Raw genomic sequence first — 25,598 nt, forward strand, 5'->3', positions numbered from 1 at the left:
CCCTCTGTCCTCAGCGGACAGTCGCGCGCGGCCCCGTCGTTCAGGCCCCCGACTGAGCGACGATCCCCCACCCCGAAGGAGACCACGTCAGTGGCTTGGAACACACTGGCGCGGCGTGCCAAGGAATACGTCGCGCAGATTGCCCCGACCCGAAATCCCGATCCGATCGACGGCCCCGCGCGCAACAGGGTGCGCGGTTACGCCGCGATGGGCCTGCTTGCCGCCGCGATCGGCGGCGTGGCCGGAACGGGTGCCCTCGCGGACGCCGGCGACCCCGCACCGGCGGCCGCGAAGTCCGAGGCGCACCAGCAGCAGCGGCCCGCGGAGACCGAGAAGAAGGACTCCAAGCAGGACAAGGCGAAGCCGGCCGCCGAGCGTGCCGACGGCAACGAAAAGGCGCGCAAGGAGGCCAAGGCTGCCAAGGAGACCAAGGCGGCCAAGGAGACCAAGCCGGCGCAGCAGAAGCCCGCGCCTGCCAAGGTCGCCAAGAAGCCCGCTCCGCCCGCCCCGCCCAAGGACCCGGTCGAGCGGTGGATCGCGAACGCGATCGACATCATGCAGAAGAAGGGTGTCCCGGTGTCCACATCGGACAGCGATGAGATCCGCACCGTCATCGAGAAGGAGTCCAGCGGGAACCCGCGGGCCATCAACCTGTGGGACAGCAACGCCGCGAAGGGCATTCCGTCGAAGGGTCTGATGCAGACGATCGACCCGACGTTCGATGCGTACAAGCTGCCGGGTTACAACGACATCTACGACCCGGTGTCCAACATCATCGCCGGCGTGCGCTACACCCTGGCCCGCTACGGCAGCTTCGCCGAGCACCCCGGACTCGCCTCGATGGCCGGGGGCGGCGGCTACCAGGGCTACTGATCCGCGGTCACTGTTCGCCGGGGAGTCGTGCCGGACGCACCGTCGCGAACTCCCCGGCGAAGCGGCCCGGGCGATAGGGCGCGAGGCGCTCCTGTTCCTCGCCGGTCAGCTCACGCGCCACCAGCTCACCGAGCAACGGCGCGAGCGTGACGGCGCTGTGGCTGGCCACGACGTAGCCGCGCGGGGCGACCGGGCCCACCACGGGCAGTCCGTCCACGGGCAGCGAGCGCTGACCCACGAGCATCGCGTCGATCCGCACCGGAACGCCCACGCGTCCGGCGATCCGGTCCCGCATCGTCTCGGTGACGTGCTCAGGGGCCGGGCCGTCCGGATCGGCGTGCACGTCCTGGTCGAGCGTCTGCGCCAGCAGCGACCCCCCGCCCGCGGGCCGCAGGTTCACCGACGCGGTGGTGACCACGCGCGAGAGCCGCACCGGAACCGGTGCGGTCCGGCCGAGAAAGCCCATCACCGCGTTCCCCTTCTCCGGCTCCACCATGCGCACTTCGGGATGCAGGGAGCCGGTGTGCCTGCCAAGGCAGGTCACCACCTGGTCGGCGGTCCGCCTCGAGCCGTCGGCCAGGTGCACGGTTCCGTCGCCGGTCACCGCGGTCACCTTGTGACCGGTCTCCACGGTGACCGGCGCGGAGCCGAGCATCGCGGCGACGAACAACTCGGGAAAGCAGTGCGCCTCCCCGGGAAACCAGCCGATGAGCGCGTCCGGCGCGACGCGCAGGTCCGGCTCCAGTCGCGCCGCCTGTTCCCGGCCGAGGAATTCCGCGGGGTAACCGGCGTCGCGGAGGCGTTCGACGCGCGCCGTGAGGCGGCTGCGGTGGTCGTCGTCGGTCGCGTACTCCAGATGGCCGGTACGCACGAGCCAGCCCGCGTCCTCGCCGCCGATCCGCACGTGCTCGCGCAGCGCGTCGGCGTTGAGCCGCTGGTAGTGCGGCGGTTGCTTGTTGTTGCCGTTGACCCAGCCGAAAGTCGTCGACGACGTGCCCCGCGCGGGCGCCCCGGCGGCGTCGAGCACGGTGACCGCATGACCACGCCGCGCCAGGTTGGCGGCCACGGCCGCTCCGACGACGCCGAGACCGAGAACGATGACGCGCACGGGGTTCCCTTCTAGTCGGTGGGCAGGGGAGAGACGTCCAGTTCGGCACCGACGACGTTGGCCCGGAGCCGGTTGATCAGGCGCAGTGCGTCCACCGCGGTGTCGTGGGTGGCGGCGGCGACGCTGAGCGTGAGCGCGTGCGCCAACACGAGCCCCGCGGTCACCTCGCTCGCGGCCGTCGTCGTCGACTGCGGGGTGGAGAGCACCGCGTGCACCTTCGGCGCCAGCGCTAGGCCGAGGCTCTCGGTGACCACGACGACCTTCGCGCCCACCGTGTTCGCGTGTTCGACGATCACCGAGATCTCCCGGAACTGCCGGATGGGGGCGAACACGACCACCACTTCGTCGTCGCGCAGCGTCAGCAGCTCGTCGGCGAGCCGGAAACCCGTGACGCCCCCGCCGCGTGCGCGCACGCCGATGCGGGTGAGTGAAAGGCACAGGTAGTCGGCGAGGCTGGCGGCGGGCCCGATGCCGTAGGTCAGCACGCCGGGCGCGGCGATGAGCGCGTCGACGGCCCGCTGCCACGACTCGGTGTCCAGTCCCCGGCGCAGCTGGCCGAGCAGTGCGATGGTGTCGTCGAGGACGCGGGCGACCTGGTTGTCCGCAGTGGACACCCTGGCGAGCCGGTCGTCCATGGTGGCCGCGAGGTCACGCTGGCGGGTCAGCACGTCGAGCATGCTCCGCTTCAGCTCACGGAATCCTTGGTAGCCAAGGGCCTTCGCCGCACGCACCACCGTCGCGTCGCTGGTGCCGGTACGGGCGCCGAGCTCGCTGGCCGAGCAGGACACGACGACCTCGGGGTGGTCGGCCATGAACTCGGCGACCATGCGCTCGCTGGCTGACATGCCGCCGGCCAGCGCCGCCACGCGCTCGTGCAGCGGCGCGTCTCGCGAGTCGTTACTTGTAGTTTTCATTACGACATTGACCCCTTCCTGTCGTGAAGCTTACATTAGCTCGCGTCGCCGAGCCCGTACATCGTGGAGGTAACCATGTCCGACCGGGGTTCCGGTTCCGACGCCGACGTCGTCGTGATCGGCGTCGGCACGATGGGCAGCATGGCGCTGTGGCGCCTCGCCCGGGACGGGCTCAGGGTGATCGGGCTCGAACAGCACGCGCAGCTGGGACACGAGCACGGCGCCGCGGGCGGGCGGACCCGGATCTTCCGCGTCGCCTACAAGGAGGGCGCCTGGTACGTGCCGCTGCTGCGGCGCGCCGCGCGAGCCTGGGCCGAACTGGCCGAGGCGACCGGGCAGCGGATCATGCTGCCCACCGGCGCGCTCAGCATCGGCGCCCCCGAGCACCCCGACGTCGCCGAGGTGCTGCGCAGTGCCGAGCAGTTCGGCCTGCCGCACCAGCGGCTCGACCACGACCAGCTCGCCGCCCGCTACCCGCAGCACATCCTGCGTGACGACGACGTGGGCGTGTTCGACCCGCAGGGCGGGCTGCTGTTCCCCTCCACCGCGATCCGCGCCGCCGCGGGTCTTGCGCGCGACCTCGGCGCCGACGTGCGCACCGGTGTGCGCTGCACCGGCATCGACGAGGCGGGCGACCACGTCCGGGTGCACACCACCGGCGGCGTGCTCACCGCGAGCCGCGTGCTCGTGTGCGGAGGGCCGTGGACCGCCGAGCTGCTCCCGGGCGTGCGGGGACGGTACGAGGTGCGCAGGGTGGTGCTGCACTGGTTCCGCGCCACCGACCCCGCCGCGTTCGCCCCCGAGCGCTTCCCCGTCGGCATCCGGCGCAGCGGACCGGAGGCCGAGCTCTCGTTCTTCCCGCCCGACGGCGACGGACTCGTCAAGGTCAACCTCCACATCCCCAAGGAGACCGTGCCCGACCTGTCCACATTCGACAGAGCCGTGCCCGCCGGCTACACCCGGCGGGTCGAGACGGCCATCGGCGGCCTGTTCACCGGACTGGAACCCAGTGCCGAGGGCGCCGCCGCGTTCATCGAGGGCTACACCCCGGACAACCACGGGCTCATCGGCAGCCCGCCCGGCTTCGAGCGTGTCGTGTCGATGAGCGGCTTCTCGGGGCACGGATTCAAGCTCTCGCCCGTGCTCGCCTCGCTCGCGGTCGACGCACTGCTCGGCCTCGGCGACGACCCGCTTCCCGCCCGGCTCGATCTGGCCAGGACCTCCCAGGAGACCGCATGATCCGTATCGGAGTCGACGTCGGCGGCACGTTCACCGACGTGACCGCGCTGGACACCGGCAGCGGCCGGTTCCACATCTTCAAGCTCCCCTCCACCGGCCACGATCAGTCGATCGCCGTCGCCGACGGCATCCGGCACGTGCTCGGCGACGCCGGGCGCGAGGCGGACGACGTGACCTACCTCGGCCACGGCACCACCGTCGCGACCAACGCGCTGCTGGAGCTCAAGGGCGCCACCACGGCGCTGCTCGTCACCGGTGGCGTGCCGGACGTGCTGGAGATCGCGCGTCAGCGCAGGCCACACCTGTACGACCTGTTCGCGGACAAGCCGCGCGTGCTCGTGCCGCGCGAGCTGACGTTCGGCGTCGCCGAACGGCTCGCCGCGTCCGGCGAGGTCGTCACCGAGCTGACCGGCGCCGAGATCGAGCGGGTCGCCGCCGAGCTGGAGGAGTGTGGGGCCGAGTCGGTCGCGATCTGCTTCCTGCACAGCTATCGCGACGCGGCGCACGAGATCCGCGTCGAGGAGGCGCTCGCGCTGCGTCTTCCTGACGTGTTCGTGTCGCGCTCCAGCCGCGTCGCGCCGGAGTTCCGCGAGTACGAACGGTTCTCCACGGCCGTGATCAACTCCTTCATCGGACCGGTCGTCTCCCGCTACATCCGCCGCCTCGGCGAGCGCGTGGCCGAGGCCGGCCTGCCCGTGGGGCCGCGCGTGATCCAGTCCAACGGCGGGCTCGCCTCCACCGACGCGGTGGCCGAGCGGCCGGTGACGACGCTGCTCTCGGGACCCAGCGCCGGCGTGGTCGGCGCCAGCTACCTCGCGGGACTGGCCGGGATCGGCGACCTGATCACGTTCGACATGGGCGGCACCTCCACCGACGTGTGCCTGATCAGGGACGGGCGGCCCGCCTCGGCCAACGAGCGTGGCCTCGGCGGCTACCCGATCCGCGTGCCTTCGGTGGACGTGCACACGATCGGCGCGGGCGGCGGCAGCATCGCCTCCGTCGACGGCGCGGGCGGGCTGCGCGTCGGCCCGGAGAGCGCGGGCGCCCGCCCCGGTCCGGCGGCATACGGCCACGGCGGCACGCGGCCGACCACCACCGACGCCAACGTAGTCCGGGGCAGGCAGAACCCGGAAAGCGCACTGGGCGGGGCGATGCCGATCGACGGCGCCGCCGCCGAACGCGCCGTCGCCACCGTCGCCGAGGGGCTCGGCACGAGCGTCGTCGAGGCCGCCCGCGGAATCGGCAGGCTCGCGAACTCCCACATGGCCCGCGCCGTGCGGCAGGTGTCGGTGGAGGCGGGGGAGGACCCGCGCGAGTACGTGCTGATGGCCTACGGCGGAGCGGGTCCGCTGCACGCCGCCGAGGTCGCGGCGGAAGTCGGCATGACGCGGCTGCTCGTCCCGCCGCATCCCGGCACGCTCTGTGCGCTCGGCCTGCTGGTGAGCGACGTGCGCAGCGAGTTCACCAGCTCCTTCCTTCGCCGGGCCGAACCGGACACGCTGCCCGCGCTCAACGAGGCGGTCGCCGCGCTGGTCGCCGAAGGCAGCGCATGGCTGGCCGAGGAGGCGCGCATCGCGCAGCGGCACGAGGTCACGATCCTCGCCGACGCGCGGTACCCGAGGCAGAACTTCGAGCTGCGCATCCCGCTGCCCCCGGCGGGGCTCGACGAATCCTCGCTCGCATCGGTGGTCGCGGACTTCCACGCGCAGCACGAGAAGGCCTACGGCTTCGCGCACCCGGACTCGCCCGTGCAGTTGGTGAACCTGCGGGCCATCGCGCACGGTGAGGTCGCCAAGCCGGAGATGCCCCGCGTCGCGGCGGGCACCGCGACGCCGGAGCAGGACGCGTTGCTCGGCACCCGTGACGTGGACTTCGGCGAGGAGCACGGTGCGTTGCCGACGCCGGTGTTCGACCGGGCGAAGCTCAAGTCCGGCAACACGTTCGCCGGGCCGGTGATCGTGGAACAACTCGACTCGACCACCGTCGTGCCCCCGGGGTGGTCGTCCACTGTGGACGAGTTCGGAAACCTGCTGATCGAGGTGGTCGCGGAATGACGGAGATCGTTGTGGACCAGGTGAGCGTGCAGGTGATCGGCAACGCGATGCTGTCGGTCGCCGAGGAGATGGGCGCCGTGCTGCGCCGCGCGAGCTACTCCACCAACATCAAGGAACGCGTCGACTGCTCCACGGCGCTGTTCGACGCCCAGGGCAGGCTCGTCGCGCAGGCCGAGCACATTCCCATCCACATGGGCTCGATGCAGGGCCTGGTGCAGGCGCTGCTCGACGAGAAGGGCGCCTCGCAGTTGCGTCCCGGCGACGTCTACATCACCAACGACCCCTACACCGGCGGCGGCACGCACCTGCCCGACATCACGATGGCGGCGCCCGTGTTCCACGAGGGCGGGCTCGTCGGGTTCAGCGCCAACATCGCGCACCACTCGGACGTGGGCGGGCACGTGCCGGGCAGCAACTCCGGTGACTCCACGAGCATCTTCCAGGAGGGCCTGCGCATCCCGATGGTGCGCTTCATGATCGACGGCGCGGTGAACGAGGAGGTGCTGGCGTTCGTCACCCTCAACTCCCGGCTGCCCGAGGAGCGCAGGGGTGACCTGCTGGCCCAGCTCGCCGCCGTGCACACGGGCGGCAGCCGCTTCGCCGAGCTGCACGGGAAGTACGGCAGCGCCGTGATCGACGTGGCGTGCGCGCAGCTGCTCGCCTACGCCAGGCGCAGGCTCGAGGTGGCCGTCGCCGCGATCCCGGACGGCACCTACACGGCCGAGGACTGGCTCGACAGCGACAGCCCCGGCCAGGAGCCCATCCGCATCCGGACCGCCATCACCGTGGCGGGCGAGGACATCTCCATCGACTTCGCGGGCACCGGACGGCAGGCCGACGTGGCGATCAACGTGGTCCGCTCCGCGCTGGAGGCCACCGTCTACTACGCGCTGAAGGCCGCGCTGGACCCCGACATCCCGGCCAACGGCGGGTTCTTCGACGCCGTGCGTATCGACGCCCCGCTCGGCAGCATCGTCAACCCCCGCCCGCCCGCCGCCGTGGCGGCACGCACCGACGCGTGCCAGCGGGTCGCCGACGTGCTGCTGGGCGCGCTCGCCAAGGCGGTGCCCGGCCGCGTCCCCGCCGGCTCCCACAGCTCCATCACCTACGTCACGTTCGCCGGACCCGACGAGGAGTTCTTCGTCTACCCCGAGGTGATCGCGGGCGGGGCGGGCGCGCGCTCGGACCGCGACGGCCTCGACGCCGTGCAGGTGCACGTCACCAACTCGTCGAATCTGCCGATCGAGGCACTGGAGCTGGAGTACCCGCTGCGGGTCGACACCTACGAGCTGATCACCGACTCGGGGGGAGCGGGCCGGCATCGAGGTGGGCTCGGCGTGCGGCGCGACATCCGGGTCCTGTCCGGGCAGGCCGACTTCTCGGCGCACGCCGACCGGCAGACGTTCCCTCCCCTCGGGCTCGAAGGCGGCAAGGACGGCACCACCGGGAAGTTCATCCTCCGCCCCGGCACCGAAGCCGAACGCACGCTGCCCGGCGGCCGGGTCTCCGGCATCACCCTCGACCACGGCGACGTCGTGCGCATCGAGAGCCCCGGCTCCGGTGGCTACGGCGACCCGTTCACGCGCCCGGCCGACCTGGTCGCCCGCGACGTCGCGCAGGGAAGGGTGAGCGCGCAGAGCGCACTGCGGGACTACGGCGTGGTGCTCAGCGAGCACGGTGCCGTCGACGCCGGGGCCACCGCCCGCGTCCGCGGCGACCGGCGGGAGGGGTGACGTCGATGCGCTCGTTCGTGCGGGTGGCGGCGGCCGTCTGCACCGCCGCGCTGCTCACCTCGTGTGCCGCCGCGGCGGAGACCGCGGCGAGCTACCCGAGCCGGTCGATCGACTACGTGGTGCCCTTCGCCGCGGGCGGCTCCACCGACATCGCCGCGCGGGCGGGAGCCGAGGCATTGTCGGACGAGCTGGGCGTGCCGGTCAACGTGATCAACAAGCCGGGCGCCGACCAGATCATCGGCGTCAGCTCGGTGCGTTCGGCCGAGCCCGACGGCTACACCCTGCTCGCCGACGGCGCGGGGTCCAGCTCCATCCAGGGCCTGCTGCCGTACGTGCCCTACGACTGGGCCGACCGCACGTTCGTCGCCAAGTTCGCCGAGGGCCCGCACGTCTACGTCGTCGGCGGCGAGTCGTCCTACCGCGACTACGACGACGTGGTCGAGACCGCCAAGCGGGACCCGGACCACTTCACCGTAGGCTGGATCGGCGGCAGCAGCACCAGCGACTACGCGACGCTGCAGTTCCTCGCCGAGAACGGGATCGACGCCGCGCGCGTGCAGCGCGTGCCGTTCCGCAGCTCCGGCGAGGTGATGCGCGCCGTCGCCGCGGGCGACATCGACTTCGGCGCCGGTGGCGCGAGCTCCGCGTTCAGCCTCAGCAAGACGGGCAAGCTGCGGCCGATCGCCCTCACCGGCGACAAGCCGGTCACCAAGCTCGAGGGCGTGCCCACCGCCGCCGAGCTCGGCCACCCCGGGCTCGACATGCGGTACTGGGTCGGCGTGTCCGCGCCGCCGGGTCTGCCCGGAGACCTCACCACGAAACTCGCCGACGCCGTCGCGGCCATCGCCGAGGACGAGACCGTCGTCGAGGCGCTCGACGCCGTGGGGCTATCCCCCGCCGTGCTCACCGGCGAGGACCTGCGCGCCGACATCGACCGCGAGAAACACCGCTTCGCCACGCTGTCGGAGCAGATCGGCGTCGCGGGCTGACCCCACCTTTCCTCCACCGCTCCCCAGGAGGCCACATGGCCACGACCACCCCGCGCAGCTCCTCCAGGGCTCGCACACTGGGCGCCTACGCCCCGATGCTCGTTCTCCTGCTGCTCGCCGGACTGTCCATCGAGGAGGGTCTGCGCCTGCTGCTCACCGTGGATCCCGCCGCGCAGGCCGGCATGGCGGGCTGGTACGTCCTCGTGCTCGGCGTCGTGCTCGCCCTCACGAGCGCCTTCGCCGAACGCCCCTCGGTCACCGAAGGCACCGGGGACTCCGCCGACGACGAACCCGCCGCGTCCCCGTCCCGCCGCCGCGACCTGCTCGTCTGCCTGGCACTCGTGGCCGCCTACGCCGCGCTGCTCGGCACGCTCGGTTACGTGCTCGCCGGTGTCGCCGTCGTGTTCGTGTTCCTGCGCGTGATCTCCGGCTACGGCTGGGTTCGGTCCACTGTGTACACGATCGCGATCAACGCCGTCTTCGTCGCTCTGTTCGAACTGTCGGGAGTGGTCCTTCCCGCCGGAATCCTCAGGTTCTGAGGGAGGCTGCCAGATGGGACTGTCCGAACTGCTCGCCGGTTTCGCCGAGGTGTTCCAGCCGCAGGTGCTGCTGCTGGCCTTCCTCGGCTGTCTCGCCGGGACGATGGTCGGGGTGCTGCCAGGCCTCGGCCCGGTGTCGGCGATCGCGATCCTGTTCCCGCTCACCGCCTACCTCGGCCCGGCCGCGGCCATCGTGGTGCTCGCCGCGATCTACTACGGCGCCATGTACGGAGGATCGACCAGCGCGATCCTGCTGAAGATCCCGGGCGAGGTGTCGTCGCTGCCCGCCGCGCTGGAGGGCTACCCGATGACGAGGCGCGGCCGGGCGGGCACCGCGCTCGCGATCGCCGCCGGGGCGTCGTTCGTGGCCGGGATCGTCGGCACGATCGGCGTGTGGCTAATCGGGCCGCATCTCGCCGGGTTCGCGCTGGAGTTCGGCCCGCCGGAGATGCTGGGGCTCGTGCTGTTCAGCCTCACCGCGATCGCAGGCCTGTCGTCGGGCTCCGTCGTGCGCGGCATCGGGATGGCCGTCGCCGGGATGCTGCTCGCGTCGGTGGGCCTCGACCTCACCAGCAGCCAGCAGCGCATGACGTTCGGTTCGCTGGAGCTGATGCAGGGACTCGACATCGTGCCGGTGATGATCGGCCTGTTCGGCGTCGCCGAGGTGCTGCGCACGCTCGAACGCGGCACGCCCGTCGCGCAGGCCGCGAAGGTGGGCGGGTTCCTGCCCACGCGTGACGAGTTCCGCCGCAGCGCCGGTGCCGCGGGCCGGGGCACGGTGACGGGCTTCCTGCTGGGGCTCATCCCCGGCATGCTGCCGTCCACCACCACGTTCCTCAGCTACGCCAGTGAACGCCGCCGCGCGGAGCGGAAGGGCAACTCGCGCTTCGGCCAGGGTGCCGTCGAGGGGATCGGTGGCCCCGAGGCCGCCAACAACGCCACGGCGATGAGCGGGTTCGTGCCGCTGTTCAGCCTCGGCATCCCGACGGGGCCGACGATGGCGCTGATCATGGCGGCGCTCATGGTCTACGGCGTGGTGCCGGGCCCCACGATGTTCACCTCCGACGCCGACATCACCGCCGCCGTCATCGCGAGCTTCTTCGTGGCCAACGTGATCCTGCTCGTGCTCAACCTGCCGCTGGCCGGGGTGTGGGCGAAGATCGCCCGCGTGCCGTACGGCGTGCTCGGGCCGGTGATCCTGGTGTGCTGCGGCGTCGGCGCCTACACCGCGCGCAACAGCGTGTTCGACATCGTGGTGTGCCTCGTCGCCGGGGTCGCGGGCTGGGCGATGGGCAAGCGCGGGCTGCCGGTGGCGCCGTTCGTGATGGGCTTCATCCTCGGCCCGATGCTGGAGCTCTCGCTGCGCCAGACCGTCGCGATCTCCCCGATGTCGCTGGTGGAGAGCCCGATCTTCCTGTGCTTCGCCGCGGCGGCGCTGGTGTCGGTCTGGGTGGCCTACCGGCTGCACCGCAAGGGCGTGGAGAAGGTGGACGCCAACGCGTGAGCCTCAGGCGGCGAGGCGGTCGTCGAGCCAGTCGAACACCCGCTGCTCGACGACCAGCCTGCCGAGGGGCTCGCAGTGCCGGTCGGCGCCCTCGGCGGCGGTGAACGCGCTCAGGTGCGCCTCGCGGACGAGCCCCGCGAGGTGACGCGACTGGCCCGGCCAGAACTCCTCGCCCTCCGGATCGGCGATCAGCAACGGTGTCCGGACCCGCGCGCCGTCGGCCGCGAGCAGGCGGTAGGTGCGCACGGTGGTGTACAGGTCGAACCAGTTGTCGTGCCGGTACGGCCTGGCCCGGAAGGCCAGGGTGCGGCGCAGCGCCGGGATCCGGGTCGCCAGCCGCATTCCCCGCTCGAATCCCGTGCGGTCGCCGTTGTCGAGCTGCGCGGCGAGGCGGGCGCCGAGCTGCCTCGTCCACGGCGCCGACATGTCCACCACGCCGGGATCGACCACGGCCGCGCGCAGCCGGTGCTCGAAGGCCAGTGCGCGCGGCAGCCAGAAGCCGCCCTGGCTCAGCCCATACCCGGTCAGCCGATCGGCGTCGACGTCCGCTCTGGTGAGCAGCGTGTCGAGCACGGGCGTGAGCACGGCCTCCCAGTCGGCACGGAACCCGATGCCGTGCTCGAACAGCATCGACTGCTGGCCGGGGCCGTCGTAGACGAACGCGTTCCAGTCCCGCTCCAGCGCCGCCGCGACCCCGGCGCCGCTCCACAGGTCGCTGAGCGCGCCGTCGCTGCCGTTGGTCACCACGAGCGTGGGCCGCGGCCTGCCCGAGTCGTCCGGCCGCAGCAGGTACCCGGGCAGAGTCGTGTCCTCGTACGGCACGCTCACGCGCTGGTGCGCCCCGCCGGAGCAGTCGACGAACGCGTCCCAGCACGCGCGGTGCCTGCGAAACGTCGGCAGCAGGATCTCCTCGGTGTGCTTCTCACGGAAGGCGTCGACGCCGCCGAGTGCGCACGCCCAGTAGGTCGCCGCGCGCAGGAACGCGCCGCGGGCGCTGACGAGGTGCCCGGCCTCACGTGCGCCGATCGCGGCCCGCTCGGTGGCCTCGGCGGTCGCGCACCACTCGCGATACCACGCGTGGTGGCCGCCAACGCGGCCGACCGTCGCCAGCACGGCGCCCGGTTCGCTCGCCCCGTGCACGGCGGCGCCGAGCACGACCCTGGTCCGGAAGTCGAGAGACCGGTCGCGGAAGAACCCCGTCGTCAGTACCTTGTTGCGCGCCGCCATACCGGGAAAGTCGCGCGCGCCGCCTTGATCGTCACTCCGAGACATTTTTCGTGCCGAGTCAACAATGCCCACGATGCGAACACCATTGCCGGGAAATCGCGCTTTTGCTGTGCTGGAAATCGTGACTCAGCCGACCGCGCCAACGAGAGAGACCGCTGCCCCCATCGTGATCGACGCCGGTGCGCGGATCGTGTTCGCCGCCGGTGTTCCGGTGCCGCTGACCCGGCTCGAATACGACCTGCTGCTGCACCTTTTCCGGAATGCGGGCAGGGTGTGTCACCGCGTGGCCCTGCTCGACCGCGTGTGGGGCATCGCGAGGGCGAGCGGACACCGCAGCCGCACGCTCGACGTCCACATCCGGAAGCTGCGCGCGAAGCTCGGTGACGACCTGCCGTTGATCACCACGGTGCGCGGGGTGGGGTACCGGTTCGACGGTGCCACCTTGGTCCGGCTGGCGCCGGATTCGTAATTTACAGAACGAAATTAATCCGCGGTGCTCGGTGTGCTGTGACGAATTTCTTTCTTCCCGGCGAAACGTTCGCGCGAACGGGTGGAACTGATACGTTCGGCGACCGAAACCAGCCCGAAAGGAATTCCTCCCGATGAGCGTGACGCTGCACTGGTTCCTGCCCAGCCACGGTGACGGCAGGTCGATCGTGGACCGTCCGCACGTCACGGCGAGCGGCGCGAACACTCCGCGCGAGCCGGAGATCGAGTACCTGGCCCAGGTCGCGCAGGCCGCGGAGCACCTCGGCTTCACCGGCATGCTGACGCCCACCGGCACGTGGTGCCAGGACGCGTGGCTGAGCACGGCTGCGCTGCTGACCCGCACGAGCCGCATCAAGTTCCTCGTCGCCTTCCGCCCCGGCACCCTCACTCCCACGCTGGCGGCCCAGCTCGCGGTGACCTACCAGAAGATCTCGGGCGGCAGGCTGCTGCTCAACGTCGTGACCGGCGGCGACTCGGTGGAACAGCGGCGGTTCGGCGACTGGCTCGACCACGACCAGCGCTACGAGCGCACCGACGAGTTCCTCCGCCTGCTGCGCGCGATCTGGTCGGGAGAGCCGGTGGACTTCGACGGCAAGCACTACCAGGTACGCGACGCGCGCGCCTTCGACCTTCCCGACCCGGTGCCGCCGCTGTACTTCGGCGGCTCGTCCGAGGCGGCACTGCCCGTCGCGGCCCGCCGCGCGGACGTCCACCTCACGTGGGGCGAGCCCCCGGCGGCGGTGGGGGCCAAGGTCGCGCGGCTGCGCGAACTCGCCGAGGAGGAGGGGCGGACACTGCGGTTCGGCGTCCGCGCCCACGTCATCACGCGCGACGCGAGCGCGGACGCGTGGGGCACCGCCCAGCGGTTCCTCGACGAGATGGACCCTGCCGACGTCGCCGCGTCCCAGAAGCGCATGGCCGGACTGGAGTCCGCCGGGCAGCAGGCCATGAACCGCCTGCACAGCGGTGTGAAGACGGGCGACGTGCGGGAACTGGAGGTGCACCCGGGCCTGTGGGCCGGGGTCGGCCTGCTGCGCGGCGGCGCGGGCACCGCGTTCGTCGGCAGCCACACCGAGGTCGCCGACCTCGTGGAGGAGTACCACGCGGCCGGGATCGAGGAGTTCGTCCTGTCCGGCTACCCGCACCTCGAGGAGGCGTACTGGGTGGGCGAGGGCCTGCGGCCCGAGCTGCGCCGCCGCGGCCTGCTCGCACCGGAGGAGGCCACGCGTTGACCGTGCAGATCCTGTCGCTGGCGGTACTGCTGGCGATGTTCGTGCTGGCGTCGTTCGTGCCGGTGAACCTCGGCATCCTGGCGCTGGTCGCCGCGTTCGTCGTCGGCGTCGGGTTCGGCGGCCTCGACATCGACGGCATGCTGGGCGGCTTCCCGGCCGACCTGCTGGTGCTGCTCGTCGGCGTGACCTACCTCTTCGGGATCGCGCAGACCAACGGGACGCTGGAGCGCATCGTCGACGGCGGCGTGCGGCTCGTGCGCGGCCGCGTCGCGCTGGTGCCGTGGCTGCTGTTCGTCCTCACGGCGTTCGTCGCCGCCGTCGGTGCGCTGAGTGCGGCGGCCGTGGCGATCGTGGCACCCATCGCGATGCGGTTCGCTCAGCAGTACCGCATCAGCCCGCTGCTCACCGGTCTCATGGTGGTGCAGGGCGCGACGGCGGGTTCGTTCTCGCCACTGAGCCCGTTCGGAGCCATCACCGGGCAGCTGCTCGTGGGGGAGGGGCTGCCCGACCAGCAGCCGTGGTTGTTCGTCAACAGCTTCCTGTTCAACGCCGCGCTGGGTGTCCTCGTGTTCTGCGTCTTCGGCGGCGTGCGGCTGGTGCGCGAGCGCAGGCGGGACGAACCCGGGCCGGAACCGGCGAGCGGCGGTGGCGGGGTCGCCACGACGACCGTCACCACGACGCGGACCCGGTTCACCGTGCACCAGGTGCTCACGCTGGTGGGGCTGGCGGGGCTCGTGGTCGCGGGCACCGTGTTCGGCCTGGACGTCGGGTTCACGGCGCTCAGCATCGGTCTCGTGCTGACGCTGCTGGCGCCGAAGGACTACGCCGAGGCCATCGGCCGCATCCCGTGGTCGGCCGTGCTGCTCGTGTGCGGGGTGATCACCTATGTCGGCGTGCTCGACGAGATCGGCACGATCGACTACCTGCGGGATGCGATCTCCGGCGGCGGGAGCCCGCTGCTCACCGCACTGGCGGCCGCCTACATCGGTGGCGTCATCTCGGCGTTCGCCTCCACCGCGGGCGTGCTCGGCGCGTCCATCCCGCTGACCGTGCCGTTGCTCGACGACGGCGCACTGCCGCTGCTCGGCACGATCAGCGCGATCGGCATCGCCTCCAGCGTGGTCGACGTCAGCCCGCTGTCCACCAACGGCGCGCTGCTCGTGGCCAACCAGCAGTCGATGGACTCGCGGCTGTTCTTCCGCAAGCTGCTGTCGTGGGCGGTCCCGGTGATCGCGCTGGCGCCTGGGCTCAGCTGGCTGATCTTCGTGGTCTTCTGACGCCCCTCGCGTGACGGGGTGCGGTCGGCCCTGTTCGGAGCGATGATGGAGGGGTGAGCACCTCAGCGGGCGCCGGCCGCGAGGACGAGCCGCCGGCCAACCAGGGCAATGTCGACGTACCGGGAGGGCCCTCGCCCGACGCGCAGGGCGGGGGAGTGGCGCCGCCGACGGGGGCACGGGCCCAGCCGGAACGGGTGGTCAAGCGCACCCGGATCAGCGCCGCGTGGGTCGCCGCGATCGTCGGCGTCCTGGTGCTGATCCTGCTGCTGATCTTCATCCTGCAGAACCAGGATTCGGCGACCGTGAACTTCCTGTGGATGTCCGGCTCGCTCCCGGTGGGCGTGGGGGTGCTGCTGGCCGCGGTCGGCGGCGCCCTGCTCGTCGCCCTCCTGGGCGCGGCCAGGATCCTCCAGCTGCGGCACCGCTTCCGCAAGGCCAACGGCGGCCGCCACCAAGCCTGACCGACTGCCCCCAAGGCCACCTTTGTTGCGTTCAACGCAACAAAGGTGGCCTTGGGGGCACGATGCCGTCAGGCGGGCTGGCCGGCGAAGGCGGGCATGATCTCGTCGTGAACGAGGCGCAGCTGTTCGCGCATCGTCGCCACGCCAGGCAGCTCCAGGCCCGAGAACGCCTTCACCAGCGCGGCGTCGGTGATCGCGAGGATCAGGTGGTTGACACCCGCCGACGTGATCTGGGACTTGATCTTCTCGGCGCACTCCTCGGGCGTGCCCGCCACCGAGAGCCGGTCGGCCAGCTCCGGCGAGGTCAGCTCGAACGCGCGGTCCACCCTGCCCTCGCCGACCGCGGCGATGATGTCGGTCAGCTCGGCCGGGTCGACGTCGTTGCGCTCGAGCTGCTCGACCGGCATCGACGACGCGTACAGGCCCACCATCGCGCGCGCCGCGTCCTTGGCCGCCCGCGAGTCGGGGCCCGTGGCGAACACGATCCACGCGCCCAGGTCCAGCGAGGCGGCGTCGCGGCCGGCCCGCTCGGCTCCGATCCGGACGTTGTCCACCATGTACTCGTACGCGCGCCTGGTGTAGCTCAGGGCGTGGTGGACGCCGTCGGAGAGCTCGCCCGCCGTCTGGAACGACTTCGGCCCGCGCATCGCGCCGAGCTTCACCGGCACCCGCTCCTGCACCGGCCGGGCGAAGGTGAACAGCCCGCTGTAGGAGTAGAACTCGCCGTCGTAGGTGATCGCGCCCTCGTCGAGCAGCGTGCGGACGACGTGGTGGGCCTCCTTCATCCTGGTCAGCGGCTTCGTCTTGACCCAGTCGATGCCGTACTGCGCGAGCAGGCCGAAGTTGCCCGAGCCGAGCACGCACTCGGCGCGTCCCCCGGTCAGTTCGTCGAGCGTGGCCGTGGCCTGCGCGATCAGCGACGGTTCCCGCAGCGTCACCGCCGAGAGGCTCGGCCCGAACCGGATGTTCTTCGTCTTGTCGGCCGCCGCCGCGAACAACAGCCACAGGTCCTTGTGCCAGGTCTCGTCCGCGGCGTAGCAGGCGTAGAACCCGAGCTCGTCGGCCAGCTTGATGGACTCGATCGTGTCGTCGAGGGGATAGTCGGGCAGCATCACGTAGCTGAATCGCATGGTCTCCCACCTTCGCGGACGTTAGACGTCTACATTGGACATCACGTGCTTGACCCTCGTGTAGTCCTCGAGGCCGTACATGGACAGGTCCTTGCCGTACCCCGAGTGCTTGAACCCGCCGTGTGGCATCTCCGCGACCAGCGGGATGTGCGTGTTGATCCAGACACAGCCGAAGTCGAGCCCCTTCGACATCCGCATCGCCCTGCCGTGGTCGCGGGTCCACACCGACGACGCGAGCCCGTACTCGACGCCGTTGGCCCACCGCAGTGCCTCGTCCTCGTCGGTGAACCGCTGCACGCTGATCACCGGACCGAACACCTCCTGTTGCACCACCTCGTCGTCCTGGCGCAGCCCCGCGACCACGGTGGGCGCGTAGAAGAACCCGCGCTCACCCACCCGCTCCCCGCCGTGGGCGAGGTTCGCGTGGTCGGGCAGCCGGTCGACGAACCCGCTCACCTTCGCCAGCTGATCGGCGTTGTTGAGCGGCCCGTAGTCCACATCGGACTCCGTGCCGGTGCGGGTGCCCGCCGCCTGCTCCGCCAGCGCGGCCACCAGGTCGTCGTGCACCCTCGGCCCGGCCAGCACCCGGCTCGCCGCGGTGCAGTCCTCGCCCGCGTTGAAGTAGCCCGCCGCGGCCACGGCCTCCGCGGTCGCGGCGATGTCGGCGTCGTCGAACACGATCACCGGCGCCTTGCCACCCAGCTCCAGGTGCACCCGCTTGAGGTCGGCCGCCGCCGCGGCCGCCACCTCCCGCCCCGCGCGCACGCTGCCCGTGATCGACGCCATCGCCGGGATCGGGTGCGACACCAGCCCGGCACCGGTCTCGCGGTCGCCGCAGATCACGTTGAACACGCCCGGCGGCAGGAACTCCGCGGCCAGCTCGGCCAGGAAGACCGTGCTGACCGGCGTGGTGTCGGACGGCTTGAGCACCACGGCGTTGCCGGCCGCCAGCGCGGGCGCGAACTTCCACAGCGCCATCAGGGCCGGGTAGTTCCACGGCGTCACCTGCGCGCACACGCCCACCGGCTCACGGCGGATCCACGACGTGTGCCCGCGCAGGTACTCGCCCGCCGACTTGCCCTCCAGTACCCGTGCCGCGCCGGCGAAGAACCGCAGCTGGTCGAGCAGCATCGGCAGCTCCTCCTGCCGCGTCAGCTCCACCGGCTTGCCGGTGTTCTCGCACTCCAGCGCCAGCAGCTCGTCGGCGCGTTCCTCGATCCGGTCGGCGAGGCGCGACAGTGCGAGCTGCCGCTCCGCGGGCGTGGAGTCACGCCACGTGGCGAACGCGTCGCGCGCCACGGTCAGCGCCCGGTCCACGTCCTCCTGCCCGGACACCGGCGCCGTCGCGAAGACGTCGCCGGTGGCGGGGTCGACCAGTTCGGCGGTCCGGCCGCTGAGCGCGTCGGTGTACTCGCCGCCGACGAAGTTCCGTACCGTGCGCACGGCTGTGCTCGTCATGTGCCCTCCCTGGAGTTCGCGATCGCGTCACCGGCGATCGCGTCGCTGTGCCGGTACGGCCGCAGCAGCACGAGGAGCAGCAGGCCCGCGCCCACCACGACGACCCCGGAGAGCAGCACCAGGTAGTCGTCGTACCAGGGCGCGTCCGGCGTGCGCGGCCACACCATGTTCACGATGGCCGCGACGCCGTAGAGCAGCGCCGCGACGTTGACGGGCAGCCCCCACCGGCCCAGCGTGAAGCTGCCGGAGGGGCGCCAGCCCTTCAGCCTTGCCCGCAGCGCGGCGAGCACGACCAGCTGGAAGCCGAGGTAGATGCCGAGCACCGCGAAGGAGACGATCTTGGTGATCGCGTCCTCCGAGAAGCGAGAGACGAGCACCACCACGGCAGGCACCACGGCGGCCACCAGCAGTGTGTAGGGCGGCACCCCGCGGGCGCGGGAGAACCGGGCGAGCACGCCGCTGCCGGGCAGCATCCGGTCCCTCGCGTAGGAGTACATCAGCCTGCTCGCCGCGGCCTGCAGGCTCAGGGCACAGGACAGGAAGGACACGAGCACGACCGCCAGCACCACCTTGGCGCCCCAGTCGCCGAACGCCGTCGCCAGCACGCCGGACACCGGGTCGGCGTTCTCCCCGGAGATCACCGCGCCGAAGTCGGGCACGGCGAGCACCAGCGCCAGGCACACGAACGTGGCCGCTGCGCCGCCGACGTAGATCGTCATCCGCATCGCCTTGGGGATGCGCCTGCTCGCGTCAGGCACCTCCTCGGCGACGTCACCACAGGCCTCGAAGCCGTAGTACTGGAAGATGCCGATCAGGCTCGCCGCGAGGAACGCCGCGAGGTACGAGCCGCCCGCCTCGGCGCCGAAGCTGTCGAACAGCACCCCGAGCCCGTGGTGCCGCTCGGAGATCAGCAGCCAGCCGCCCACCACGAGCGCGCCGATGATCTCGGTGGTGAACCCGATCAGCGCGGCGATGCCGAGGACCTTCGTGCCGCCCAGGTTGATCGCCGTCGCCAGCACGATCATCGCCAGCGCGCAGACGATCGTGGTGTTGGTGGACACCGTGAGGTCGAGCAGCGAGGCGAGGTACGGGCCGGCGCCGTAGACGACGCTCGCGATGGTGACCAGCAGCGCGATCGCGTACACCCAGCCGGTGAGCCACGCCCACTTCGGCCCCCACAACCGCCGCGCCCACGGGTAGATCCCGCCCGCGATCGGGTACTGGGAGACGACCTCGCCGAAGACCAGCGCCACCAGCAGCTGTCCGAGCCCGACGATGAGCAGGCTCCAGATCATCGGCGGTCCGCCGACCGCGAGCGACACCGCGAACAGCGTGTAGATGCCGACGACGGGGGAGAGGTAGGTGAACCCGAGCGAGAAGTTCGCCCACAGGCTCATGTCCCTGCGGAACTCCGAGGTGTAGCCCAGCGCGGCGAGCTGCTGGGCGTCGCTGGAGACGTCGGCCCCGGATCCGGTGGTCGTCATCGGTCACCGTCCCCGGCGTCGAGCTCGTCGAGCAGCTTCTGCCCGGAGACCGCCTCGGCCGCCCAGTGCCGGTGCATCCACTCGAGGTGGTCGCCCCTGCTCGCGGCGATGCGCAGCGTGTCCCAGTTGGGGAACAGCTGCTGGGCCACGTGGACCGTCATCAGCTTCGGGTCCACCTCGAAGATGTGCTCGAAGCGCTCCACCGCCACGTCGGTGACCTGCCGGGCTGGAGGCGGCGTGTGCTGCTCCTCGAAACGGTAGGCACTCATGGTGCCTCCTCGTAGGCACGCTGGAGCCCGTACTTCCCGGGGTTCATGATGTTGTTGGGGTCCAGGGCCCTCTTGACCTGCAGCATCACGTCGTAGCCGCCGCCGAGCTCCAGCGGCACGAGGTCGACCTCGCCTTCACGGCAGGAACCGTGGCACGCGCTGATGGAGCCGCCGTGGTTCAGCGCCACGGCGGCGATGTCGCGTTTGGCGTCCACCCACGCCGCCCACGCTGCGTCGTCCAGCTCCTGCTCCCAGATGCCGACGTCGATCTCGGTGAGGTAGTCGACGCCCGTGTCGGCGCTGGTGTAGAAGAACATGCCCCAGTCGTCGAAGATGGGGTGCTTGTCCCGCAGCCGCGCGACGATGGAGTGCCACTCCCGCCGCACGGCGGGCAGGTTCGTGTAGTTGATCGCCGCGTCCTCGCAGTGCCAGCTCATCGGCGCCACCTGCCCGGCGGGCGTGCGGCCGTGCAGCGGCGTCGCGTAGCGGTCGTGCCGCGCGGCCCAGTCGCCGTGCGAGATCTCGTCGCCGAGGTAGCGGGCCCCGGCGTCACGGGCGATCCGCAGCAGGCGCCTGCCGCCGGCGCGGACCTCGTCGTCGTTGCCGTAGGCCACGGCGCACACGAGCGCGCGCACGTCGGCGGGCTGCGGGATGTAGGCCTCGTCGTCGCGGCGCAGGTAGTCCACCTTCCACTCGTCGAACAGCACCGCGCCCGCGAAGGTGGCCACGCCCGCCCTCGCCAGCTCGCCCACGCAGCGGTAGGCCGAGTCGAAGTCGGGGAACGCCCAGAACGGCGAGAACTCCGCCTCCGGCTTGGGATAGAGCTTCAGTGTGGCCTCCGTGGCGATGCCGAGTGTGCCCTGGTGGCCCATGAACAGGTGCTTGAGCTGGTAGCCGCTGGAGCTCTTCGACACCTTGCGCCCGCCGCCGTCGCCGACGCGGATGAGCTTTCCGGTCGGTAGCACCAGCTCGAAGCTGAGCACCAGGTCCCGGGTGTGCCCGAAGCGGGAGCCGACGAGCGACCAGCCGCTGGTGCCGATCCGCCCACCCACCAGGGAGCACGGGTAGGACGCCGGGTCGTCCGGGTAGATCAGGCCGTGCGCGCCGAGCACCTCGTTGAGCTTCAGCATGTTGATGCCCGTGCCGACCGTGCACGTGCGGTTGTCGAGGTCGATCTCCTTGATGTCGTCGAGCCGCTTGACGTCCACGACGATGCCGCGGCGTTCGGGCACCGCACCGTCGGTGAGCCCGGTGCCGCCGTCGCGCGGCACGATGGGGATGCGGTGGGCGTTGGCGATGCGTACCACCTCGGCGACCTGCTCGGCCGAGCCGGGCAGCACCACGAGGTCCGGCACCCGCTCACGCCAGCGGTGCACCGGGAACGGCGCGGGCACGCGTGCCCGGTTGTAGCGCGCGGTCTTCGACGTCAGCACGTACTCGCCGCCGAGCGCGTCGGTCAGCTCGGCCAGCACGCGGTCGGACAGCTGCGGTGCGGTTCCGGTGATCGTCATCGTCCCGTGCTCCCGCCCACCTCGATGCCCACCGACTCGGCGAGCAGCTCGTGGATGTCCACGACGTCGATCGCGCGCGCCTCGCCCGCCTCCGACAGCGGCCGCTCCGACCACGGGCACGCCGACACGAGCGTGTCCACGTCGAGCTCGGCGGCCTTGTCGAGGCGCGAGGCGCTGATCCGCGCGGTCAGTTCCGGCTTCTCGACGGGAAGGCCGCCGCCCCCGCCGGAGCAGTACGACCACTGCGTCACCCGGTCGACGTCGTGGAAGGTCAGTCCCGGAATGGCGCGCAGGATCTGCCTCGGCTCCTGCCAGATGCCCTTGCGTTTGTTGAGGCGGCAGGGATCGTGGTAGGTGATCGTGCGCTCGATCGGCACCGTCGGCGTCAGCCTGCCCTCGGCGAGGAACTGGGCCAGCAGTTCCACGACGAGCACGATCTCGATGTCGTAGTCGTCGCCGAAGTAGGCCGGGTAGTCCTCGGTGAAGGTGATGTAGTCGTGCGGGTCGAGCACGAGCACGCGCTTGACGCCGGAGGCGCGCCAGTCGGCGAGGTTGTGCTCGGCGAAGCGCCGCGACTGGTCGCGGTAGCCCATCTCCGCGGCGGGCCCGCCGCAGCACCACTGCTCGCGCATCAGCCCGAACTCGTAACCGGCGCGCTGGAGCAGTTGCGCGACCGCGCGCGGCACCGAGGTGCGGTAGAACGCGGCCTCGCAGTCGACGAACAGGATCGTCTCGCCGCCGATGGGGATGTCGAGTCCCTCGGCCCAGTCCCGCACGCGGTCCTGGCTCACCGGCACGTCGCCGAGCACGGGCTCGTGCGTGCGCTCGTCGGTCAGCTCGTTCCAGCGCCGGTAGCCGGGCTGGTGCACGCCGTTGTCGACGGCGAGCGCGCGCATCTGCTTCACCAGGTCGACGGTGCGGGTGCGGAAGCGGTAGAAGTCCCCGGTGAACAGGGTGTTGGGGCAGCGCAGCTCACACGCGCCGCACTGGGTGCAGTTGACGTAGTCCTCGGCGACGTCCTCGACGGTCAGCTCGCCCTGCTCCATCGCGACGACGTTGGCGTGGAAGGCGGTCGGGGTCCACGACTCGTTGCGGGTCACCTGCATGACGGGGCAGACCTCGCGGCAGAACTTGTGGCCGGAGGAGAAGCAGTTGTAGGCGGCGTTGCGCCAGTCGGCGAGGAACTCCATGGTCACGGGCTCGTGGCCGTTGCCACCGGCCGCGCCTGCTGACGTGGTGGGTTCGGTGTCTGTCATCGGTTGCGGCTCCACTCGGCGGCAGTCGGTTCGGGTTGGGATGTCGACGTTGCAGGTAGCTCCGTGACCGCGATCACAGTAGGCTTTAACATATGACTTCATATTTCAAATGGCAAGGGTCCGGCCGAAGATCCGGTTAAGCTCGGGTTCGCTGTGCGGGGAGGAGATCCAACGGTGACCGACGCCGATGTCTCGCGTGCCGCCCGCCATGTCGTGTTCGCGCCGCTGCGCGACGGCGGCAGGGTCGAGGTGGTCGCGCGGCGGATCAGCGAGGCCATCGGGCTGGGCCTGATCGCCGACGGCGAGCAGCTGCCGAGCGAGCTGGAGCTGGCGGGTGCGCTGGCCGTGTCGACGGTGACCCTGCGCGAGGCGCTCGCGTTGCTGCGCCAGCGCGGCCTCGTCGAGACGCGGCGGGGCAGGGGCGGCGGCTCGTTCGTCCGCGCGCCGGTGGATGCCTCGGTCGAGCGGCTGCGGACGGTGCTGCGCGAGACCGGCGTGCACGAGCTGCGGGAGATCGGCGACCACCTGCTGGCCGTCACCGCCACCGCCGCCCGGCTCGCCGCCGAGCGGGCCTCGGACGACCAGATCGCGCGGCTGGCCGAGCTGATCGACCAGCTCGAGGCCGCCGAGACGGTGGGGGAGCGCCGCAGAGCCGACGGGCTCTTCCACATCGAGATCGCCGCCGCCGCGCAGTCGGCCAGGCTGACCCGGCAGGAGATCGACCTGCAGGGCGAGATCGGCGAGCTGCTCTGGATTCCCTTCGGCGAGGCCATCGAACGCGACGAGCGGGTGGCACAGCACCGCGCGGTGCTCGCCGCGATCGCCGACGGCGACGGCGACCGTGCGCGCCGGCTCACCGAGGAACACGTCGAACTGGCCATTTCGCGGCTGATCGAGTTCCATCTACAACTTACCCAGAGTTCGCCCTAACCTGGGTGGGCAGACCCGCCACCGACCGTGGAGCAACCGTGCAGGAAGCCAGCCCGTACGCCGGTGAGGCCGCCACCACGGTGGAGGCTCTGCTCCGGGAGACCTTCGCGGGCATCGACGCGCTGCGCGAGCTCGCCGTCGGCGTGCACCGCGACGCCCGCGCGCGGGGCCGCGCTCCCACCACCGCGGACCTCGCGGCGATCCGGCCCACCGTGCTGCGTCAGCTCGCTTCGGCCGACATGCTCGCGGGCACCGGCGTGATCGCCGCGCCCGGCACCCTCGCCGACCGGCCGCGCTGGCTGGAGTGGTGGCGGCGCTCGCCGTCGGGCGGCGGCCCCAGGCCGCTGGCCGTCGACCTGGATCCCGGCAACATCGGCAGCTACGAGTACCCCGTGGCGCCGTGGTTCGACGTGCCGTGCCGGACAGGACGGCGCGTGGTGGTGGGGCCCTACGTCGACTACGCGGGCACCGACGAGTACATCCTCACCTTCGCCGCCCCGGTCACGAGCGACGCCGGCTTCTTCGGGGTCGCCGCCGCGGACATCAGGGCGACGGACATCGAGCGCGCGATGCTGCCGATGCTCAACGCCGAGGGTCCGGCGAGCCTGCTCGTGAACGCGAGCGGCCGCGTGATCGCGTCCAACACCCCGGCGACGATCGTCGGCTCCATCGTGCGGCGGGACCACGGCGAACGCCGCGAGCTGACGCACCGCGAGAACTGGGCCGACTGCACCGGTCTCCCGTGGTTTCTGGTGCGAACGACGGCGTAGCCACCCAGGTCTGGACCACCGAGGATAGGAGGAGCCGATCCAGCCTCGTGGACCTCGATCGCATCAGGGCGGGCCCCGGCGATCCGGACGGGCTCAACCCCGCCTGCGACAGCGGCGACAAGCCGCACCCCAACGACGCCCGCTACCGCGCGATGGCACTGGCCGTCCTGCCCGTGCTGCGGTGAGCTGATGTCAGGATGTGCGGCGTGACCAGTCGAATCGCCGCCCTCGCCATCGATGCCGTCGAGCCTCGCGTCGTCGCGGAGTTCTGGTGCGCCGTTCTCGGATGGACCGTGGTGGACACGGCCTCCGACGGCATCACCATCGGCCCCGCCGGCGGTGCGGGGCTCACGATCGACGTATTCGCCGTGCCGGAGCGCAAGAGCGTCAAGAACCGCCTGCACCTGGACCTGCGTGCCGATGGCGGCAGTACCGTCGAGGAGCTGCGGCGGTTGCTGGATCTGGGCGCGCGGCGGGTGGATGTCGGGCAGGGATCCGATGTCAGCTGGGTGGTGCTTGCCGACCCCGAGGGGAACGAGTTCTGTCTGCTGTCCCGCACCGTGCAGGAGGTGCTCAGCTCCTCGTGAGCGCGGCGACGGTCGGCGCCCAGCGCGCCGCGTAGTCGGTGAGCACGGAGTCCTCGGTGTAGGTGGAGTCGATGAGGTAGAGGCCGGGCAATGCGCACGTGCCGCCCAGCTCGCTCAGCACGGGCTTGAGGAGCAGATCCGGCGCGAGCGCGTGGCCGGGGCCCGCGCCGAGCATGAGCGGCACCGACACCACGCCCCGCAGGCCGGTGCCACCGGCGAACTGGTCGAGGAACAGCTTGAGCAGTCCCGTGTAGGTGGCCTTGAAGGTGGGGCTCGCGAAGACCACCAGCGATGACGCCCCGACGGTCTCGACCGCCCGGGACACGGTCTCATCGCCCCAGCCGAGCAGGCCGGGGCCGAGTTCCACGACGTCGATGACGTGGTCGGCGGGGCGGCCGGTGAGCGCCTCGGCGAGGCGCTGCCCGGCGTCGAGCGTGCGGGAGGCCGGTTTCGGGTTGCCCGCGACGACAGTGGTGGTCACATCCGCTCCTCGCGTGATCGATCGGTTGCGGCGCAGCCATGATCACACGGGGCCGGGTGCGAAGGGGACTCCCGCGTGCTTCT

At 71.4% G+C, this 25,598-nt stretch carries 25 protein-coding genes; 15 read left to right on the top strand and 10 right to left on the bottom strand.

What is annotated here, in order from left to right; translation table 11 throughout:
• The first annotated feature begins 90 nt into the window (after positions 1-90).
• Positions 91-873, top strand: a complete 783-nt coding sequence (locus tag BA062_RS10020; protein ID WP_245959755.1) for a transglycosylase SLT domain-containing protein — start codon at positions 91-93, stop codon at positions 871-873.
• 7 nt (positions 874-880) lie between these two features.
• On the opposite strand, the gene BA062_RS10025 is transcribed toward BA062_RS10020, so the two are convergent.
• Together BA062_RS10025 and BA062_RS10030 are read right to left on the bottom strand one after the other, a co-directional pair.
• On the bottom strand, positions 881-1,981 hold the full coding sequence (locus BA062_RS10025) for an NAD(P)/FAD-dependent oxidoreductase (protein ID WP_110335784.1): 1,101 nt from the start codon (positions 1,979-1,981) through the stop codon (positions 881-883).
• An 11-nt stretch (positions 1,982-1,992) separates the two neighbouring features.
• Positions 1,993-2,895, bottom strand: coding sequence for a MurR/RpiR family transcriptional regulator (locus BA062_RS10030; protein ID WP_110335785.1), 903 nt, complete (start codon positions 2,893-2,895; stop codon positions 1,993-1,995).
• A 75-nt stretch (positions 2,896-2,970) separates the two neighbouring features.
• Between BA062_RS10030 and solA the strand changes: the two genes are divergently transcribed.
• The 6 genes from solA to BA062_RS10060 are packed head-to-tail and all read left to right on the top strand — an operon-like array spanning position 2,971 to position 10,953.
• Positions 2,971-4,134: an N-methyl-L-tryptophan oxidase gene (solA, locus tag BA062_RS10035; RefSeq protein WP_110335786.1), complete on the top strand. Its 1,164-nt coding sequence runs from the start codon at positions 2,971-2,973 to the stop codon at positions 4,132-4,134.
• Positions 4,131-6,188, top strand: coding sequence for a hydantoinase/oxoprolinase family protein (locus BA062_RS10040; RefSeq protein ID WP_110335787.1), 2,058 nt, complete (start codon positions 4,131-4,133; stop codon positions 6,186-6,188). Before solA ends, BA062_RS10040 begins: the two co-directional genes overlap by 4 nt.
• Entirely contained in the window at positions 6,185-7,921 is a 1,737-nt protein-coding gene (locus tag BA062_RS10045) for a hydantoinase B/oxoprolinase family protein (protein WP_110335788.1), read from the top strand. Before BA062_RS10040 ends, BA062_RS10045 begins: the two co-directional genes overlap by 4 nt.
• A gap of 5 nt (positions 7,922-7,926) precedes the next feature.
• Entirely contained in the window at positions 7,927-8,910 is a 984-nt protein-coding gene (locus tag BA062_RS10050) for a tripartite tricarboxylate transporter substrate binding protein (protein ID WP_146240020.1), read from the top strand.
• 35 nt (positions 8,911-8,945) lie between these two features.
• On the top strand, positions 8,946-9,449 hold the full coding sequence (locus BA062_RS10055; RefSeq protein WP_110335790.1) for a tripartite tricarboxylate transporter TctB family protein: 504 nt from the start codon (positions 8,946-8,948) through the stop codon (positions 9,447-9,449).
• Between the two features lie 13 nt (positions 9,450-9,462).
• Positions 9,463-10,953 (top strand): tripartite tricarboxylate transporter permease, encoded by a 1,491-nt coding sequence (locus tag BA062_RS10060; protein ID WP_110335791.1) that lies wholly within the window; start codon positions 9,463-9,465, stop codon positions 10,951-10,953.
• 3 nt (positions 10,954-10,956) lie between these two features.
• On the opposite strand, the gene BA062_RS10065 is transcribed toward BA062_RS10060, so the two are convergent.
• Positions 10,957-12,180: an alpha/beta hydrolase family protein gene (locus tag BA062_RS10065; protein ID WP_110335792.1), complete on the bottom strand. Its 1,224-nt coding sequence runs from the start codon at positions 12,178-12,180 to the stop codon at positions 10,957-10,959.
• 121 nt (positions 12,181-12,301) lie between these two features.
• Here BA062_RS10065 and BA062_RS10070 point away from each other — a divergent pair, with 121 nt between their 5' ends.
• From BA062_RS10070 to BA062_RS10085, 4 genes are all read left to right on the top strand, one after another.
• Complete coding sequence (locus BA062_RS10070) at positions 12,302-12,649, top strand: winged helix-turn-helix domain-containing protein (protein WP_210406812.1); 348 nt, start codon at positions 12,302-12,304, stop codon at positions 12,647-12,649.
• Positions 12,650-12,782: 133 nt separating this feature from the next.
• A complete protein-coding gene (locus BA062_RS10075) occupies positions 12,783-13,901 on the top strand; it encodes an LLM class flavin-dependent oxidoreductase (RefSeq protein ID WP_110335794.1) in 1,119 nt (372 codons plus the stop codon).
• A gap of 2 nt (positions 13,902-13,903) precedes the next feature.
• A complete protein-coding gene (locus BA062_RS10080) occupies positions 13,904-15,178 on the top strand; it encodes an SLC13 family permease (RefSeq protein ID WP_110335795.1) in 1,275 nt (424 codons plus the stop codon).
• Between the two features lie 53 nt (positions 15,179-15,231).
• Entirely contained in the window at positions 15,232-15,639 is a 408-nt protein-coding gene (locus BA062_RS10085; RefSeq protein WP_245959756.1) for a lipopolysaccharide assembly protein LapA domain-containing protein, read from the top strand.
• A gap of 68 nt (positions 15,640-15,707) precedes the next feature.
• Here the strand turns inward: BA062_RS10085 and BA062_RS10090 are convergent, their stop codons facing one another.
• The 6 genes from BA062_RS10090 to BA062_RS10115 are packed head-to-tail and all read right to left on the bottom strand — an operon-like array spanning position 15,708 to position 22,747.
• The gene (locus BA062_RS10090; protein WP_110335796.1) at positions 15,708-16,769 is read right to left on the bottom strand and encodes an LLM class flavin-dependent oxidoreductase; all 1,062 of its coding nucleotides are present in this window, start codon (positions 16,767-16,769) and stop codon (positions 15,708-15,710) included.
• Between the two features lie 21 nt (positions 16,770-16,790).
• Positions 16,791-18,227 (bottom strand): gamma-aminobutyraldehyde dehydrogenase, encoded by a 1,437-nt coding sequence (locus BA062_RS10095; protein ID WP_110335797.1) that lies wholly within the window; start codon positions 18,225-18,227, stop codon positions 16,791-16,793.
• On the bottom strand, positions 18,224-19,711 hold the full coding sequence (locus BA062_RS10100; RefSeq protein WP_110335798.1) for an APC family permease: 1,488 nt from the start codon (positions 19,709-19,711) through the stop codon (positions 18,224-18,226). Before BA062_RS10100 ends, BA062_RS10095 begins: the two co-directional genes overlap by 4 nt.
• On the bottom strand, positions 19,708-19,980 hold the full coding sequence (locus BA062_RS10105; RefSeq protein WP_110335799.1) for a hypothetical protein: 273 nt from the start codon (positions 19,978-19,980) through the stop codon (positions 19,708-19,710). The genes BA062_RS10100 and BA062_RS10105 overlap by 4 nt, the downstream gene beginning before the upstream one ends.
• The gene (locus BA062_RS10110) at positions 19,977-21,491 is read right to left on the bottom strand and encodes an FAD-binding oxidoreductase (protein ID WP_110335800.1); all 1,515 of its coding nucleotides are present in this window, start codon (positions 21,489-21,491) and stop codon (positions 19,977-19,979) included. The genes BA062_RS10105 and BA062_RS10110 overlap by 4 nt, the downstream gene beginning before the upstream one ends.
• Complete coding sequence (locus BA062_RS10115; RefSeq protein ID WP_110335801.1) at positions 21,488-22,747, bottom strand: (Fe-S)-binding protein; 1,260 nt, start codon at positions 22,745-22,747, stop codon at positions 21,488-21,490. The genes BA062_RS10110 and BA062_RS10115 overlap by 4 nt, the downstream gene beginning before the upstream one ends.
• Before the next feature lie 174 nt (positions 22,748-22,921).
• Here BA062_RS10115 and BA062_RS10120 point away from each other — a divergent pair, with 174 nt between their 5' ends.
• From BA062_RS10120 to BA062_RS10130, 4 genes are read left to right on the top strand one after another with little or no spacing between them, the layout of a single operon-like run.
• Positions 22,922-23,677, top strand: a complete 756-nt coding sequence (locus BA062_RS10120; RefSeq protein WP_245959757.1) for a FadR/GntR family transcriptional regulator — start codon at positions 22,922-22,924, stop codon at positions 23,675-23,677.
• 38 nt (positions 23,678-23,715) lie between these two features.
• The gene (locus BA062_RS10125) at positions 23,716-24,447 is read left to right on the top strand and encodes a cache domain-containing protein (RefSeq protein WP_110335802.1); all 732 of its coding nucleotides are present in this window, start codon (positions 23,716-23,718) and stop codon (positions 24,445-24,447) included.
• 47 nt (positions 24,448-24,494) lie between these two features.
• Entirely contained in the window at positions 24,495-24,632 is a 138-nt protein-coding gene (locus BA062_RS39780; RefSeq protein ID WP_168213913.1) for a hypothetical protein, read from the top strand.
• A 21-nt stretch (positions 24,633-24,653) separates the two neighbouring features.
• Positions 24,654-25,034, top strand: a complete 381-nt coding sequence (locus tag BA062_RS10130; RefSeq protein ID WP_245959758.1) for a VOC family protein — start codon at positions 24,654-24,656, stop codon at positions 25,032-25,034.
• Here BA062_RS10130 and BA062_RS10135 read toward each other — a convergent pair.
• Complete coding sequence (locus BA062_RS10135; protein WP_110335804.1) at positions 25,021-25,515, bottom strand: NADPH-dependent FMN reductase; 495 nt, start codon at positions 25,513-25,515, stop codon at positions 25,021-25,023. The genes BA062_RS10130 and BA062_RS10135 overlap by 14 nt on opposite strands.
• Positions 25,516-25,598 lie beyond the last annotated feature (83 nt).

This window comes from Prauserella flavalba (assembly GCF_003202235.1).
GTDB lineage: Bacteria > Actinomycetota > Actinomycetes > Mycobacteriales > Pseudonocardiaceae > Prauserella_A > Prauserella_A flavalba.

Bases quoted from the DNA above. Each gene is read 5' to 3' on its own strand.
- BA062_RS10115 (WP_110335801.1), bottom strand. From the start codon at position 22,747: ATGACAGACACCGAACCCACCACGTCAGCAGGCGCGGCCGGTGGCAAC.
- solA (WP_110335786.1), top strand. From the start codon at position 2,971: ATGTCCGACCGGGGTTCCGGTTCCGACGCCGACGTCGTCGTGATCGGC.
- BA062_RS10110 (WP_110335800.1), bottom strand. From the start codon at position 21,491: ATGACGATCACCGGAACCGCACCGCAGCTGTCCGACCGCGTGCTGGCC.
- BA062_RS10100 (WP_110335798.1), bottom strand. From the start codon at position 19,711: ATGACGACCACCGGATCCGGGGCCGACGTCTCCAGCGACGCCCAGCAG.
- BA062_RS10105 (WP_110335799.1), bottom strand. From the start codon at position 19,980: ATGAGTGCCTACCGTTTCGAGGAGCAGCACACGCCGCCTCCAGCCCGG.
- BA062_RS10075 (WP_110335794.1), top strand. From the start codon at position 12,783: ATGAGCGTGACGCTGCACTGGTTCCTGCCCAGCCACGGTGACGGCAGG.
- BA062_RS10065 (WP_110335792.1), bottom strand. From the start codon at position 12,180: ATGGCGGCGCGCAACAAGGTACTGACGACGGGGTTCTTCCGCGACCGG.
- BA062_RS10040 (WP_110335787.1), top strand. From the start codon at position 4,131: ATGATCCGTATCGGAGTCGACGTCGGCGGCACGTTCACCGACGTGACC.
- BA062_RS10050 (WP_146240020.1), top strand. From the start codon at position 7,927: ATGCGCTCGTTCGTGCGGGTGGCGGCGGCCGTCTGCACCGCCGCGCTG.
- BA062_RS10060 (WP_110335791.1), top strand. From the start codon at position 9,463: ATGGGACTGTCCGAACTGCTCGCCGGTTTCGCCGAGGTGTTCCAGCCG.
- BA062_RS10030 (WP_110335785.1), bottom strand. From the start codon at position 2,895: ATGAAAACTACAAGTAACGACTCGCGAGACGCGCCGCTGCACGAGCGC.
- BA062_RS10095 (WP_110335797.1), bottom strand. From the start codon at position 18,227: ATGACGAGCACAGCCGTGCGCACGGTACGGAACTTCGTCGGCGGCGAG.
- BA062_RS10055 (WP_110335790.1), top strand. From the start codon at position 8,946: ATGGCCACGACCACCCCGCGCAGCTCCTCCAGGGCTCGCACACTGGGC.
- BA062_RS10045 (WP_110335788.1), top strand. From the start codon at position 6,185: ATGACGGAGATCGTTGTGGACCAGGTGAGCGTGCAGGTGATCGGCAAC.
- BA062_RS10090 (WP_110335796.1), bottom strand. From the start codon at position 16,769: ATGCGATTCAGCTACGTGATGCTGCCCGACTATCCCCTCGACGACACG.